Here is a 15028-nt window from a genome sequence, read left to right as displayed (position 1 = left end):
GGCCGATTGATCTGTATCGCGCCCTACCTTAAGGGATATGGCGCGCTCAGGTCGAGATTAAAAATAAGTTCAAGGTCGGGGTGCATGGATAGCACCACCACCTCAACGGTATTGGAGAAAGACGTTGTCTCGCCCGAACTGGTCACGCAATGCCTGAATCAGACTGTCCGCCGGGTCGATCTTCCAGCCGTCGCCGAGCTGCAGCAGGGCCTTGGCATCCAGGCCGGTGTACTCCATGGTGATCGGACAGGCGCCCCGGTGCTTCTTGAACAATTCGCCCAGCCAGCGCAGTTCATCGCCCTTGAGCGCGGCACTTTGCACCTTCAGGCGCAGGCTTTCGGCCAGGTTGGTGCGGGCATCCTCCATGCTCATCACACGCTTGACCCGCAGGCGCAGGCCACCGGAGAAGTCATCGTTGCTGACTTCGCCCTCGACCACCACCATGGCGTCGGTCTGCAACAACGACTGGGCCGACATGAAGGCATCGGCGAACAGTGACGCCTCGATCCGCGCCGAGCGGTCGTCGAGGGTGATAAAGCCCATCTTGTCGCCCTTTTTGTTTTTCATCACCCGCAGGTTGATGATCATCCCCGCCACGGTCTGGGTATCCCGGGCCGGCTTCAGGTCGATGATGCGCTGGCGGGCGAAACGACGGATCTCGCCTTCGTATTCGTCGATCGGGTGACCGGTCAGGTACAGGCCAAGGGTGTCCTTCTCGCCTTTCAGGCGCTCCTTGAGGGTCAGTTCCTTGGTCTTGCGGTGATTGCCGTAGACATCCGCATCTTCCTCGACGAACAACCCGCCAAACAGGTCGGCGTGACCGCTGTCGTGGGTGCGCGCGGTCTGTTCGGCGGCCTTGATCGCCTCTTCCATCGCGGCCAGCAGGACCGCGCGGTTGCGGTCGATATTGGCCTGGTAGGGCTTGGGTTCGTCGAAGAAGTACGGACCGAGACGGTCCAGCGCACCGCTGCGGATCAGGCCGTCGAGGGTGCGCTTGTTGATGCGCTTGAGGTCGACCCGTGCGCAGAAATCGAACAGATCCTCGAACGGTCCCGCCTGGCGCGCTTCGGTAATCGCTTCCACCGGGCCTTCGCCGACACCCTTGATGGCGCCGAGGCCATAGATGATCCGGCCTTCGTCGTTCACCGTGAACTTGAACTCCGAGGTGTTCACGTCCGGCGCGTCGAGGCGTAGCTTCATGGTCCGCACTTCCTCGATCAAGGTCACGACCTTGTCGGTGTTGTGCATATCCGCCGAGAGTACCGCGGCCATGAACGGCGCCGGGTAGTGGGCCTTCAGCCAGGCGGTCTGGTACGACACCAGACCGTAGGCGGCGGAGTGGGATTTGTTGAAGCCGTAACCGGCGAACTTCTCCACCAGGTCGAAGATGTTACCGGCCAGGTCCGGGTCGATATTGTTGCTGGCGCAACCTTCGATGAAACCGCCACGCTGCTTGGCCATTTCCTCGGGTTTCTTTTTACCCATGGCCCGACGCAACATGTCCGCCCCGCCAAGGGTGTAGCCGGCCATGACCTGGGCGATCTGCATCACCTGTTCCTGATACAGGATGATGCCGTAGGTCGGTGCCAGTACCGGCTTGAGGCCTTCGTACTGGTAATCGGAGTGGGGATACGCCAGCTCGGCACGACCGTGCTTGCGGTTGATGAAGTCGTCCACCATGCCGGACTGCAACGGCCCCGGACGGAACAGGGCCACCAGGGCGATCAGGTCTTCCAGGCAGTCGGGCTTGAGCTTCTTGATCAGCTCCTTCATGCCACGGGATTCAAGCTGGAATACCGCTGTGGTCTCGGCCTTCTGCAACAGGCTGTAGGTTGGCTTGTCATCCAGCGGGATGAAGGCGATATCCAGCGGCGGCTCGTTGACCTTGGCGCGGTCGCGGTTGATGGTCTTCAGTGCCCAGTCGATGATCGTCAGGGTTCGCAGGCCGAGGAAGTCGAACTTCACCAGGCCGGCGGCCTCGACGTCGTCCTTGTCGAACTGGGTCACCAGGCCGTCACCCTCTTCGTCGCAATAGATCGGCGAGAAGTCGGTCAGCTTGGTCGGCGCGATCACCACGCCACCGGCGTGTTTACCGACGTTACGCACCACGCCTTCGAGCTTGCGCGCCATCTCCCAGATTTCCGCCGCTTCTTCATCGACCTTGATGAAGTCGCGCAGGATTTCTTCCTGCTCGTAGGCTTTTTCCAGGGTCATGCCGACTTCGAAGGGGATCATCTTCGACAGGCGGTCCGCCAGGCCATAGGACTTGCCCTGCACTCGCGCCACGTCACGCACCACCGCCTTGGCGGCCATGGAGCCGAAGGTGATGATCTGGCTTACCGCGTTGCGACCGTACTTCTCGGCCACGTAGTCGATCACCCGGTCACGACCGTCCATGCAGAAGTCGACGTCGAAGTCGGGCATGGATACCCGTTCCGGGTTGAGGAAACGCTCGAACAGCAGGTCATATTCCAGCGGGTCGAGGTCGGTGATCTTCTGTACATAGGCCACCAGCGAGCCGGCACCCGACCCCCGGCCGGGACCCACCGGTACGCCGTTGTTCTTTGCCCACTGGATAAAGTCCATAACGATCAGGAAGTAACCGGGGAAGCCCATCTGGATAATGATATCCAGCTCGAAATTCAGCCGGTCGACATAGACCTGGCGCTTGGCTTCATAGTCTTCGGTGGTGTCCCTGGGCAGCAGGACCGCCAGGCGCTCTTCCAGACCGTCGAACGACACCTTGCGGAAATACTCGTCGATGGTCATGCCATCGGGAATCGGGAAGTTGGGCAGGAAGTGCTTACCCAACTTCACTTCGATATTGCAGCGCTTGGCGATCTCGACGGTATTTTCCAGGGCATCGGGCAGGTCGCTGAACAACTCGGCCATTTCCTCGGCGCTTTTCAGGTACTGCTGGTCGCTGTAGTTCTTCGAGCGGCGCGGATCGTCAAGGGCCCGACCTTCACCGATGCAGACACGGGTTTCGTGGGCCTCGAAGTCTTCCTGCTTGATGAAACGCACATCGTTGGTCGCCACCAGCGGCGCACCCAGTTTCTCGGCCAGGGCCACGGCGCCGTGCAGTTGTTCTTCGTCGTTCGGGCGGTTGGTGCGCTGGATTTCCAGATAGAAGCGGTCCGGGAACACCGCCATCCACTCACGCGTCAGGGTCTCGGCTTCCGCGGCGTTATCGCCGAGTAGCGCCATGCCTATCTCGCCCTCCTTCGCCGCCGACAGCATGATCAGGCCTGCATTGGCCTCGGCAACCCACTCGCGCTCGATGATGATCATGCCGTTGCGCTGACCGTCGATGAAACCACGGGAGATCAGTTCGGTCAGGTTGCGATAACCCAGGGGGTTCATCGCCAGCAGGCTGATACGGCTCAACGGCGCATCGGGGTCCTTGTTCGACAGCCACAGGTCGGCGCCGCAGATCGGCTTGATCCCGGCGCCCATGGCGGTCTTGTAGAACTTGACCAGGGAGCACATGTTGTTCTGGTCGGTGACCGCCACGGCGGGCATGTTCAGACCGGCCAGGGCCTTGACCAGCGGCTTGATCCGTACCAGGCCGTCGACCAGGGAATATTCAGTGTGCAGGCGCAGGTGAACGAATGAAGCCGGCATAGTGATCCTGTAGAAGCATGAAAAACGACAAGGCCCGGATTGTACCGGGCCTTGGCTAAAACATCAGCAGACTAAAGCTCGACGAGGCCCTCCCGGGCCTCCCAGGCCAGCCGCACGGGCGCGAACGAACGCCGGTGAATCGGCGTCGGCCCCAGGCGGTTCAAGGCTTCCAGGTGGACCGGTGTCGGGTAGCCCTTGTGCCCGCCAATGCCATAGCCCGGGTAGATCAATTCGAAAGCAGCCATTTCACGATCACGGCTGACTTTGGCCAGGATCGACGCCGCGGCGATAGCCGGCACCTTGCTATCGCCCTTGACCACCGCTTCCGAGGGCATTGGCAGTTGCGGACAGCGGTTGCCATCAATCATCGCCAGCCTGGGCTGGATATGCAGGCCGGCGACCGCACGCTGCATCGCGAGCATGGTGGCATGGAGAATATTCAGCTCGTCGATTTCCTCGACTTCGGCCCGGGCGATGCACCAGCTCAGGGCTTTTTCGCGGATTTCGTCATAAAGCTTTTCACGCCGGGCCTCGGTCAGTTTCTTCGAGTCGTTCAGCCCGAGAATCGGTCGTTTGGGATCGAGGATCACCGCCGCCGTGACCACCGCACCGCAGAGCGGACCGCGACCGACTTCGTCGACGCCGGCTACCAGTTCCCCGGCATCTGCCACCAGGCTGAAATCCAGCCCCATCTGCATCTTCACGTTACTCATACAGGCTTTCCGATCAGAGTCAGGACCGCGTCGGCGGCCTGGTTCGAGGCATCCAGGCGCAAAGTCCGGTGGATCTCGTCGAAACTGCGGGTCTGTTCCCGGCCATCCTCGATCAATGGCGACAGGGTCTTGGCCAGCGCATCGGGCGTGGCGTCATCCTGCAACAACTCGGGCACCAGCAAACGCTGGGCCAACAGGTTGGGCAGGGAGATATAGGGACTTTTCACCAAACGCTTGAGAATCCAGAACGTCAGCGGTGCCAGGCGGTAGGCGACCACCATCGGGCGCTTGTAGAGCAAGGCTTCGAGGGTTGCCGTGCCGGAGGCTATCAACACCGCGTCACAGGCCGCCAGGGCCTTGTGGGACTGCCCGTCGAGCAGGGTCAGCGGCAGGTCGCGCCCCACCAGCAAGGCTTCGATCTGGCTGCGGCGCTGCGGACTGGCGCAGGGCATGACAAAACGAATGCCGGGATGCATCGCCTGCAGGCGCTGCGCCGTATCCAGGAACAGACCGCCCAGACGCCCGACTTCGCCGCCGCGACTGCCCGGCATCAAGGCCACCAGCGGACCGTCCGGCAAGCCGAGTTCGGCACGCGCTGCCGCCCGATCGGCCTGCAGCGGAATGGTATCGGCCAGGGTGTGCCCGACAAACCGCACCGGCACGCCCTTCTCTTCGTAGAAACGCGCTTCGAACGGCAACAGCGTCAGCATCAGGTCACAGCCTTCGCGGATCTTCAGCACCCGCTTCTGGCGCCAGGCCCAGACGGACGGGCTGACGTAGTGCACGGTCTTGATCCCGGCACGTCGCAGCTTGAGTTCGATATTGAGAGTGAAGTCCGGCGCGTCGATCCCGATGAAAACGTCCGGTTTCTCGGCAATCAGTGTCTGGATCAGCGTCTTGCGCCGCTTGAGCAGCTCGGGCAAGCGTCCGAGGACCTCGACCAGGCCCATCACCGACAGGCGCTCCATGGGGAAGTAGGAGACCAGCCCCTCAGCCTCCATCAACGGCCCGCCCACCCCGATAAACTCGACAGCGGGGTGCCGGGCCTTGAGGGCACGCATCAGACCGGAGCCGAGAATATCGCCGGACGCTTCACCAGCGACCAGCGCAATACGCAGGCTGGCCATGATCAGCGGGTGATGCCGCGGGTCGAGGACTGGATCGATTCGAGAAACACTGCCACTTCAGGGTACTGCGCGGCAGGCTCGGCCAATTCGGCAATCGCCTGGTCCACGGTCAGGCCCTGGCGATACACCACCTTATAGGCCCGGCGTAGCGCATGAATCACTTCTTCGCTGAAGCCCCGACGGCGCATGCCTTCGAAATTCATGCTGCGGGCTTCGGCCGGGTTGCCGAACACCGTGACGTAGGCCGGAACGTCCTTGCCGATGGCGGTACCCATCCCGGAGAAGCTGTGGGCGCCGATATGGCAGAACTGGTGCACCAGGGTGTAGCCGGACAGGATCGCCCAGTCATCCACGTGTACGTGACCGGCCAGCGCCGTGTTATTGACCAGGATGCAGTGGTTGCCGATCACGCTGTCATGGCCTATATGGGCATAGGCCATGATCAGGTTATGGTCGCCCAGCGTGGTTTCCGAACGGTCCTGGACCGTGCCACGATGGATCGTCACGCCTTCGCGGATGATGTTGTGATCACCGATCACCAGGCGAGTGTCCTCGCCCTTGTACTTGAGATCAGGGGTATCCTCACCTACCGAGGAAAACTGGTAGATGTGGTTGTGCTTGCCGATCCGGGTCGAGCCCTTGAGGATCACATGCGGCCCGATCACTGTTCCCTCGCCGATTTCCACACCTGCGCCGACGATCGACCAGGGGCCGACCTCAACGCCGTCGGCCAGCACGGCCGCCGGATCGATGATTGCGCGAGGGTCAATCAAACTCATACCGCCTGTTCCGCACAGATGATCTCGGCCGAGCACACCGGCTTGCCATCAACCGACGCCTGGCACTCGAACTTCCAGATCTTGCGCTTGCAACTGATGAAGGTGGCTTCGAGGATCAACTGGTCGCCCGGCTTGACCGGCTGGCGGAAGCGCAGCTTGTCGGAACCGACGAAATAGTAAAGGGTGCCATCGGCAGGCTTCACGTCCAGGATCTTGAAACCGAGGATGCCGGCAGCCTGGGCCATGGCCTCAATGATCAATACGCCCGGCATGATCGGATGCGCAGGGAAGTGACCGTTGAAGAAAGGCTCGTTGATGCTGACATTCTTGTAGGCACGAATGCGCTTGGCCTCGACATCCAGTTCCACCACCCGGTCCACCAGCAGGAACGGGTAACGGTGAGGCAGGTATTCGCGAATCTCGTTGATGTCCATCATTTCGTGGGGAAGCCTGTAGTAAAGATGGGGAGCACGCCGCGGGCGCGCGCCTCTAGCAAATCAAGAAGGCAGCTTTCGTACAGACTCTGGCGACTACTTGATATGGAAATGGTATCAGCCTTCAGATGAAGCGTCCGCGTCCGGGGTCACGTCCCCGACACGTTTTTCCAGCTGTCGCAGTCGTCGCGCGATGTCGTCGAGCTGGCGAATACGCGCCGCGCTCTTGCGCCATTCGGCCGCCGGCTGCATGGCCGTACCGGAAGAATAGGAGCCCGGCTCGGTGATCGAGTGGGTCACCATGGTCATCCCGGTCAGGAAAACGTTATCGCAAATCTCGATATGCCCCACGAGGCCGACGCCACCGGCGAGCATGCAATGCTTGCCGATCTTGGTGCTGCCGGAAATACCGCAGCAGGCCGCCATTGCGGTGTGATCGCCCACCTGGACGTTATGGGCGATCTGGATCTGGTTGTCGAGCTTGACGCCGTTACCGAGGATCGTATCGGCCAAGGCGCCGCGATCGATGGCGGTATTCACGCCGATTTCCACGTCGTCACCGACCAGCACGCCGCCGATCTGGGCGATCTTGTGCCAGATACCCTTTTCGTTGGCGAAGCCGAAGCCTTCACCACCGAGCACCGCGCCGGACTGGATCACCACACGCTTGCCGATACGCACGTCGTGGTACAGGGTCACCCGTGGAGCCAGCCAGCCACCTTCGCCGATCTCACAGCGAGCACCGATAAAGCACTGCGCGCCGATGGTCACGCCCGCACCGATACGCGCACCGCTCTCGATCACCACGAAAGGGCCGATGCTCGCCGCCGGATCGACCAGCGCATCCGCCGCCACGACCGCACTCGGATGGATACCCGGCGCGGCCTTGGGTTTCGGATCGAACAGGTGCGAAATACCGGCATAAGACAGGTAGGGGTTGGCCACGACCAGCGAATCGCCGGCATAAGCCTCGGCATCGGCGGTCTTGAGCAACACGGCACCGGCCTGGCTGTCTGCAAGGTATTTACGGTATTGGGGATTTGCCAGAAAGCTCAACTGAGCTGGGCCAGCCTCCTGCAAGGTGGCCAGCCCAGTGATTTCCTTCTCCGGGTCGCCACGCAGGGTGGCGCCGAGGATCTCGGCCAATTGGCCGAGCTTGATAGTCGCGGTCATGGATTACTTCAGCTGGTTCATGCGCTCGATAACCTGGCGAGTGATGTCGTACTGAGGTTTGACATCGATCACTGCACCACGCTCGAACACCAGGTCAAAGGCACCTTTCTTGATGACTTCTTCTACCGCGCTGTCCAGTTTCGGCTTCAACTGCTTGAGCATTTCACGGTCGGCAACCGCCTTGGCTTCGTTCAATTCCTTGGACTGGAACTGGAAGTCACGGGCCTTTTGCTTGAATTCCAGCTCAAGGCGCTCACGTTCGCCCTGCTGCATCTTGTCGCCACCGCTGACCAGACGATCCTGGATGCCCTTGGCGCTGCTTTCCAGAGTTTTCAGCTTGGTCAGTTGCGGGCCGAACTTCTTCTCGGCATCCACGGCGTATTTCTTGGCCGCGTCGGATTCCAGCAAGGCCATCTGGTAGTTCAGGACTGCGATTTTCATTTCGGCAAATGCCGGGGTCGCTACCAAGACAGTCGCCAGCAGCACCAGTTGAGTCAACTTACGCACGATAAACTCCTACAAAATCCATTGTCGTTATCTTGGGTCAGACCGTTAGAACGTCTGACCGAGGGAGAATTGGAACACCTGAGTTTCAGCGTTATCCGGTTTCTTGATTGGCATGGCCAAAGCAAAACTCAACGGACCGAGCGCGGTGACCCAGGTCACACCCACGCCAACGGAACTGGCGAGGTTGGTGAGGCTGATATCATTGCACTGCGTCTGCGAAGGCGTACCGTTGGTGTTCTTGACCTGATCGCACTTGGAGTCGAACACGTTACCCACATCCCAGAATACCGAGGTGCGCAGGGAACGCTGGTCTTTCACGAACGGCAGCGGGAACAGCAGTTCCGCACCACCCTGGATCAGCACGTTACCACCGAACGGCAGCGGATCGTTGTCCGAGTCGGCAATGGTACCGACGTTACCGGTCACGCCAACACCACGGCTTGGCGTACCGCGAGGACCCAAAGTGCTGTCCTTGAAGCCGCGAACCGAGTTGAAACCACCTGCATAGTAGTTCTCGTAGAACGGCAGACCGTTCGTCGAGCCGTAACCGTCGCCATAACCCAGTTCGGTATGGAAACGCATGGTGTAGTTGTCAGTCAGCGGTGTGAACACCTGGCCGCGGTAGTCGAGCTTGAAGAACGACAGGTCGCTGCCCGGCGTGGTGGCTTCCAGGGTCAGGCTCTGGGAGTGACCACGGGTGGCCAGGACGCCCTTGTTCAGGGTCGACTCCGACCAGCCGGCCGATGCCTTGAAGTTCAGGTAGCTGTCGCCTTCGCGGTTCACGAAGTCGAAGATCTCGTCCACGGTGTACAGGCCGGTCTTGATCTTGTCCTGCTGGGCAGTCAGACCGAAGGTCAGGCGCGAAGTCTCGCTGATCGGGTAGCCCACGCTGACGCCGGCACCCAGGCTGTCTACCGCGTAGCTGGCTACATCGACGTCGAGGTCCTTGTAGTCGGTGGTGCGGTAGAACACGTTGTAACCCAGGCTGACGCCGTCGGCGGTCCAGTAGGGGTCGACGTAGCCGAAGTTGTAGCGGCTCTGGTATTCGCTGCGGGTCAGGCCGATGCTGACCTTGTTACCGGTACCGAGGAAGTTGTTCTGGGTAATCGAACCACCGAGGATCAGACCGGCGCTCTGGGCAAAACCGACGCTGGCGGTGATCGAGCCCGAAGCCTGCTCTTCCACGGCGTAGTTCACGTCAACCTGGTCGTCGACGCCAGGAACCGCAGGAGTCTCGACGTTGACTTCTTTAAAGAAGCCCAGGCGCTCAAGACGGGTCTTGGACTGGTCGATCAGGTAGGTGGAAGCCCAACCGCCTTCCATCTGACGCATTTCACGACGCAGTACTTCGTCCGCGGACTTGGTGTTGCCACGGAAATTGATACGGTTGACGTAGGCACGCTTGCCCGGATCGACCACAAAAGTGATATCGACGGTGTGGTCGTCATCGTGTGGCGTCGGCACGCCGTTGACGTTGGCGAAGGTGTAGCCATCGTTACCCAGGCGGCGGGTGATCAGCTCCGAAGTGGTGGTCATCAGCTTGCGCGAGAACACCTGGCCCTTCTCGACCAGCAACAGCGACTTGACCTGGTCTTCAGGCACTTTCAGGTCGCCGCTGAGTTTCACGTCGCGAACCTTGTACTTCTGGCCTTCGGTGACGTTGACGGTGATATAGACGTTTTTCTTGTCCGGGGTGATCGAAACCTGGGTCGAAGCGATATCCATGTTGATATAGCCACGGTCCAGGTAATAGGAGCGCAGGCGCTCCAGGTCACCGGACAGTTTTTCACGGGCATACTTGTCGTCGTTCTTGAAGAACGACAACCAGTTGGTGGTCTTGAGTTCGAACAGGTCGATCAGGTCTTCGTCAGGGAATACCGTATTACCCACCACGTTGATGTGCTGGATGGCGGCAACGGTACCCTCGTTGATCTTGATCTTCAGACCGACGCGGTTGCGTGGCTGCGGCACCACTTCGGTCTCGACCTCGGCGGAATAGCGGCCCTGGGCCACGTACTGGCGCTGGAGTTCGTTACGAACACCCTCGAGGGTTGCGCGCTGGAAGATTTCGCCTTCGGCCAGGCCTGATTGCTTCAGACCCTTCATCAGGTCATCGGTCGAAATGGCCTTGTTGCCTTCGATATCGATACTGGCCACCGAAGGCCGCTCGACGACCGTGATGACCAGGACGTTACCGTCGCGGCCCAGTTGGATATCCTGGAAGAAACCGGTTTTGAACAACGCACGAGTGGATTCCACCAGGCGACGGTCATCCGCTTGCTCCCCGACGTTCAACGGTAACGCGCCAAACACGCTACCAGCGGATACCCGCTGGAGGCCGTTGACACGAATATCGGAGATAGTGAAGGACTCGGCGTGAACTTCGGCGATCATCAATACGGTGAGAACCGCAGTTAGCAGCAGACGTTTCATGAAGTCCTTTCTTATTCCAACTGGCAATAAACAAACTGCCGCAAAATGCGGCAGATTCGCAATTTTCGCGACGCGTTACAGTCGACCCAGATCGTTGACCAGGGCAAGTAGCATCACCCCGACCACCAAACTGATACCGATCTGTATCCCCCAACCCTGTACTCGCTCCGACAAGGGGCGACCACGGGCCCACTCGATCAGATAAAACAGCAAATGCCCCCCATCCAGTACCGGAATGGGCAACAAATTCAGAACGCCCAGGCTGATACTCAGATAAGCCAGGAAATTCAGGAAATCAGCGACGCCCGACTGGGCCGAAGCGCCCGCCACTTTAGCAATGGTTATCGGTCCACTCAAGTTTTTTACCGAGAGCTCGCCGAACAACATTTTCTTCAGCGAATCCAGGGTCAGGACACTCATGGTCCAGGTACGCCTGGCCCCCTCGCCGATCGCCGCCAAAGGCCCGAAGCTGACCTCGCGGACCATCTCCGGCGGCCAATCCACCGCCCTGACGCCAGCCCCCAGGTAACCGGTGGCGGACTTGCCATCACCGCGGGAAGCCAGGGTCAGCGGGACGTCGATTTGAGCACCATCACGTTCGACATGCAGCACAATTTTGGTATCAGGCCGTACACGGACCCAATCCACCACTTGCTGCCAGTCATCGACTGCATCGCCATTCAACGACAGCAGGCGATCACCGGTCTTCAGGCCGGCGGCCTGGGCGGGGCCTTTCGGATCGAGTTCGGCCAACAGCGGCGGCAACGCCGGGCGCCATGGGCGAATCCCCAGGGACTTGATCGGGTCCGGCTCGTCGGCACCCTGCAGCCAGCGATCGAGGATCAGCTCACGTGGAGAGTCGCTGGTCGACCCCTGCTCACGCACCTGCAGGCGCAGCGTGCCGCTCTCCCCCAGGCGACGGACCAGTTGTAGATTGACGGCGGACCAGCCGGTGGTCGGCTCGCCATCGATGGCAACGATTTCCTGACCGACGCTCAAACCGGCCTTGGCGGCGATACTGCCGCTCTCCACCGCGCCGATGATCGGACGTACCTGCTGGCTGCCGAGCATCGCCAGCACCCAGAAGAACACCATGGCCAACAGGAAGTTGGCGATCGGCCCGGCCGCGACAATGGCGATGCGCTGGCGCACGGTCTTGCGATTGAAAGCCTGATCGAGCTCTTGCGGCGCAACCGGCGCCTCACGCTCATCGAGCATCTTCACGTAACCGCCGAGGGGAATCGCCGCCAATACGAACTCGGTGCCACGACGGTCATGCCAACGCAGCAGCGGCGTACCGAAGCCCACGGAAAAGCGCAGCACCTTGACGCCGCAGCGGCGCGCCACCCAGAAGTGGCCGAATTCATGGAAAGTAACCAGCACACCCAATGCCACCAGGGTGCCGACAATCATATAGAGCGCGCTCATCTACTTTCTCCGCAATCCTATCAAGTGCCGCATCGCTCGTACGCTACACCGGGCTCAACGCCCGTTGCGACTCAGCCACTGTTCGGTCAATGCCCGTGCCTTGGCATCTGCTGCGAATACCGCGTCGAGTTCATCGACCGCAACAACAGGTTCCAGATTCAAAACTTCCTCGATGATACTCGCGATCTCGGGATAACGGATGCGCCGTTCGAGAAACGCGGCCACGGCCACTTCATTGGCCGCATTCAGCACCGCCGGTGCGCTGCCACCGGCTTCGGCGGCGGCCCGCGCCAGGCGCAGGCAAGGGAAACGCTGCTCGTCCGGCGCCTGGAAGTCCAACCGGGCCACGGAAAACAGGTCCAGCGGAGCGACGCCGGAATCGATGCGTTCCGGCCAGGCCAGGGCATTGGCGATCGGCGTGCGCATGTCCGGATTACCCAATTGGGCGAGCACCGAACCATCGACGTAATCGACCAGGGAGTGGATCACGCTCTGCGGGTGGATCACCACCTCGACCTGGATCGGCCGGGCGTCGAACAACCAGCAGGCTTCGATCAGCTCGAGCCCCTTGTTCATCATGCTCGCGGAATCGACGGAAATCTTGCGCCCCATGGACCAGTTGGGGTGCGCGCAGGCCTGGTCAGGCGTGACATGCTCCAGTTCGGCCAACGGCGTTTGCCGGAATGGACCACCGGAGGCGGTCAGCAGGATGCGTCGCACCCCTACCGCGCCGAGGCCACGGGCGAAGTCGCCGGGCAGACATTGAAAAATCGCATTGTGCTCACTGTCGATCGGCAACAGCACCGAACCGCTCTTGCGCACCGCCTGCATGAACAAAGCGCCGGTCATCACCAGCGCTTCCTTGTTGGCCAGCAGGATCTTCTTGCCGGCCTCGACCGCGGCCAGGGTCGGACGCAGGCCCGCCGCCCCCACGATCGCCGCCATCACGGTATCGACTTCGGGATCGGCGCAAACCTGGCACAACGCCTCCTCGCCCACCAGCACCTCGGTGGACAGCCCGGCAGCGCGCAGATCCGCCTGCAAGCCGCGCGCGGCGGCAACCTCAGGCACCACCGCAAAACGCGGCCGATGGCGGACACACAAGGCGAACAACTCGGCCAGGCGGCTGAAGCCGCTCAGGGCAAACACCTGGTAACGCTCCGGGTGCCGGGCAATCACATCCAGGGTGCTCAGGCCGATGGAGCCGGTAGCTCCCAGCACGGTGATCTGTTGTGGGCGGCTCACGATGCAGCGATCCACAGCAATACCGCGAACATTGGGATCGCCGCGGTCAGGCTGTCGATACGATCGAGCACGCCACCGTGGCCAGGCAACAGGTTACTGCTGTCCTTGATCCCGGATTGACGCTTGAACATGCTTTCGGTCAGGTCACCGACCACCGAAATGAACACGATGATCGCCGCGCCCAGCAGGCTGGCCAGGATCTGGCCGAAGCCCCAGCCATACACCAGGCCAACCACCGCCGTGATGACCAGGCTCAGCAGCAGGCCACCATAGACACCTTCCCAGCTCTTGCCCGGACTGACTGCCGGCGCCAGCTTGCGCTTGCCAAAGGCCCTGCCGGAAAAATAGGCGCCGATATCGGCACCCCAGACCAGGATCATCACCGCCATGATCAGCAGGTTGCCCTGGCCGGAAGCATGCTGCTTGATTTCGATCAGCCCCTGCCAGGCCGGCAGCAGGATCAGGAAACCGATCACCAACTTGCTCGCCGTACTCGACCAGTGCGCGCTGGACTGCGGATAAGTCAGCACTAGGTAGGTCGCCAGCCCCCACCACAACACCGACGCCCCCAGCACCCAGGGCGCCAGGTTCGGCAGGATGTACATGAAGAACAGCAGGATCGCGACCAGCGCGGCATACGCCACCCGGGCCGGCTGCGCTTCAAAGCCCGCCAGGCGCGCCCATTCCCAGGCACCGAGGGTCACGACCAAGCCGATAAACAGCGCGAAACCGGACCCCGAGAGCAGGAAAAAACCGCACAAGGCGATGGGCAGGAGGATAAGTGCCGTGATGATGCGTTGCTTGAGCATTAAACCCGGGCTCCAGCTTCGACCTGCTCGCTCGTTTTACCGAAGCGACGCTGGCGGGAAGCGAAATCAGCCAGCGCATTGCGCATGGCATCGTGTTTGAAGTCCGGCCAGAACAGGTCGGAGAAATACAGCTCGGCATACGCCAGCTGCCACAACAGGAAGTTGCTGATGCGATGTTCGCCACCGGTACGGATGCACAGGTCCGGCAGCGGCAGGTCGCCGGTTGCCAGGCAGGTCTGCAGTAACTCCGGGGTGATATCGTCCGGACGCAGATGCCCGGCCTGCACTTCGCGGGCAAGGCGCTGGGCCGCCTGGGCGATATCCCACTGGCCGCCGTAGTTGGCCGCGATCTGCAGGATGAAACGATTGCTGCCCGCCGTCGCCGCTTCCGCCTCGCGCATCGCCGCCTGGAGTTCAGGGTGGAAGCGCGAGCGGTCGCCAATGATCCGCAGGCTGATGTTGTTGTCATCGAGGCGCTTGGCCTCGCGCCGCAACGCCTTGAAGAACAGGTCCATCAAGGCGCTGACCTCGTCGGCGGGGCGCTGCCAGTTCTCACTGGAGAAGGCGAACAAGGTCAATACCTCGACCTTGGCCTCGGCACACACCTCGATCACCGCCCGCACCGCATCGACGCCGGCCTTGTGGCCAGCGACACCAGGCAAGAAACGCTTCTTCGCCCAGCGATTATTACCATCCATGATGATCGCGACATGGCGCGGTACCGAGGACAGCCCAGCCTGCTTGGTCTTTTCCATG

Annotated in this window: 12 protein-coding genes; all 12 read right to left on the bottom strand. The window is 61.2% G+C overall.

Going from position 1 to position 15028, the window contains the following annotated elements; genetic code table 11:
* Nucleotides 1-102: 102 nt before the first annotated feature.
* Nucleotides 103-3624, bottom strand: coding sequence for a DNA polymerase III subunit alpha (gene dnaE / locus HX851_RS26425; protein ID WP_177066146.1), 3522 nt, complete (start codon nt 3622-3624; stop codon nt 103-105).
* Between the two features lie 71 nt (nt 3625-3695).
* Nucleotides 3696-4322, bottom strand: coding sequence for a ribonuclease HII (gene rnhB, locus HX851_RS26420; protein ID WP_177066183.1), 627 nt, complete (start codon nt 4320-4322; stop codon nt 3696-3698).
* Between the two features lie 11 nt (nt 4323-4333).
* Nucleotides 4334-5464 carry a lipid-A-disaccharide synthase gene (gene lpxB / locus HX851_RS26415; protein WP_218173527.1) on the bottom strand — a complete coding sequence of 377 codons (1131 nt, stop codon included), beginning with the start codon at nt 5462-5464 and terminating at the stop codon, nt 4334-4336.
* Nucleotides 5465-5466: 2 nt separating this feature from the next.
* Nucleotides 5467-6243 carry an acyl-ACP--UDP-N-acetylglucosamine O-acyltransferase gene (gene lpxA, locus HX851_RS26410; protein ID WP_177063312.1) on the bottom strand — a complete coding sequence of 259 codons (777 nt, stop codon included), beginning with the start codon at nt 6241-6243 and terminating at the stop codon, nt 5467-5469.
* Entirely contained in the window at nt 6240-6680 is a 441-nt protein-coding gene (gene fabZ / locus HX851_RS26405; RefSeq protein WP_017127129.1) for a 3-hydroxyacyl-ACP dehydratase FabZ, read from the bottom strand. Before fabZ ends, lpxA begins: the two co-directional genes overlap by 4 nt.
* A gap of 114 nt (nt 6681-6794) precedes the next feature.
* The gene (gene lpxD / locus HX851_RS26400; RefSeq protein ID WP_177063311.1) at nt 6795-7850 is read right to left on the bottom strand and encodes a UDP-3-O-(3-hydroxymyristoyl)glucosamine N-acyltransferase; all 1056 of its coding nucleotides are present in this window, start codon (nt 7848-7850) and stop codon (nt 6795-6797) included.
* Between the two features lie 3 nt (nt 7851-7853).
* Complete coding sequence (locus HX851_RS26395; protein WP_017127127.1) at nt 7854-8357, bottom strand: OmpH/Skp family outer membrane protein; 504 nt, start codon at nt 8355-8357, stop codon at nt 7854-7856.
* 45 nt (nt 8358-8402) lie between these two features.
* Nucleotides 8403-10790, bottom strand: coding sequence for an outer membrane protein assembly factor BamA (bamA, locus tag HX851_RS26390; RefSeq protein ID WP_177063310.1), 2388 nt, complete (start codon nt 10788-10790; stop codon nt 8403-8405).
* Nucleotides 10791-10865: 75 nt separating this feature from the next.
* Nucleotides 10866-12218 (bottom strand): sigma E protease regulator RseP, encoded by a 1353-nt coding sequence (rseP, locus tag HX851_RS26385; RefSeq protein ID WP_177066147.1) that lies wholly within the window; start codon nt 12216-12218, stop codon nt 10866-10868.
* A 54-nt stretch (nt 12219-12272) separates the two neighbouring features.
* Nucleotides 12273-13463 carry a 1-deoxy-D-xylulose-5-phosphate reductoisomerase gene (ispC, locus tag HX851_RS26380; protein ID WP_177066148.1) on the bottom strand — a complete coding sequence of 397 codons (1191 nt, stop codon included), beginning with the start codon at nt 13461-13463 and terminating at the stop codon, nt 12273-12275.
* Entirely contained in the window at nt 13460-14272 is an 813-nt protein-coding gene (locus HX851_RS26375; RefSeq protein WP_177066149.1) for a phosphatidate cytidylyltransferase, read from the bottom strand. The genes ispC and HX851_RS26375 overlap by 4 nt, the downstream gene beginning before the upstream one ends.
* Complete coding sequence (uppS, locus tag HX851_RS26370; RefSeq protein WP_017127122.1) at nt 14272-15027, bottom strand: polyprenyl diphosphate synthase; 756 nt, start codon at nt 15025-15027, stop codon at nt 14272-14274. Before uppS ends, HX851_RS26375 begins: the two co-directional genes overlap by 1 nt.
* Nucleotide 15028 lies beyond the last annotated feature (1 nt).

The organism is Pseudomonas gingeri, from assembly GCF_013385635.1.
Classification (GTDB): Bacteria; Pseudomonadota; Gammaproteobacteria; order Pseudomonadales; family Pseudomonadaceae; genus Aquipseudomonas; species Aquipseudomonas gingeri_A.
Note: the sequence above shows the minus strand (reverse complement) of the source record. Positions and strands in the feature narration are given on the sequence as shown.

Excerpts from the sequence above, each read along its gene's own strand:
- HX851_RS26375 (WP_177066149.1), bottom strand. The coding sequence starts at position 14,272 with ATGCTCAAGCAACGCATCATCACGGCACTTATCCTCCTGCCCATCGCC.
- rseP (WP_177066147.1), bottom strand. The coding sequence starts at position 12,218 with ATGAGCGCGCTCTATATGATTGTCGGCACCCTGGTGGCATTGGGTGTG.
- bamA (WP_177063310.1), bottom strand. The coding sequence starts at position 10,790 with ATGAAACGTCTGCTGCTAACTGCGGTTCTCACCGTATTGATGATCGCC.
- lpxA (WP_177063312.1), bottom strand. The coding sequence starts at position 6,243 with ATGAGTTTGATTGACCCTCGCGCAATCATCGATCCGGCGGCCGTGCTG.
- lpxD (WP_177063311.1), bottom strand. The coding sequence starts at position 7,850 with ATGACCGCGACTATCAAGCTCGGCCAATTGGCCGAGATCCTCGGCGCC.
- uppS (WP_017127122.1), bottom strand. The coding sequence starts at position 15,027 with ATGGAAAAGACCAAGCAGGCTGGGCTGTCCTCGGTACCGCGCCATGTC.
- rnhB (WP_177066183.1), bottom strand. The coding sequence starts at position 4,322 with ATGCAGATGGGGCTGGATTTCAGCCTGGTGGCAGATGCCGGGGAACTG.
- fabZ (WP_017127129.1), bottom strand. The coding sequence starts at position 6,680 with ATGATGGACATCAACGAGATTCGCGAATACCTGCCTCACCGTTACCCG.
- lpxB (WP_218173527.1), bottom strand. The coding sequence starts at position 5,464 with ATGGCCAGCCTGCGTATTGCGCTGGTCGCTGGTGAAGCGTCCGGCGAT.
- dnaE (WP_177066146.1), bottom strand. The coding sequence starts at position 3,624 with ATGCCGGCTTCATTCGTTCACCTGCGCCTGCACACTGAATATTCCCTG.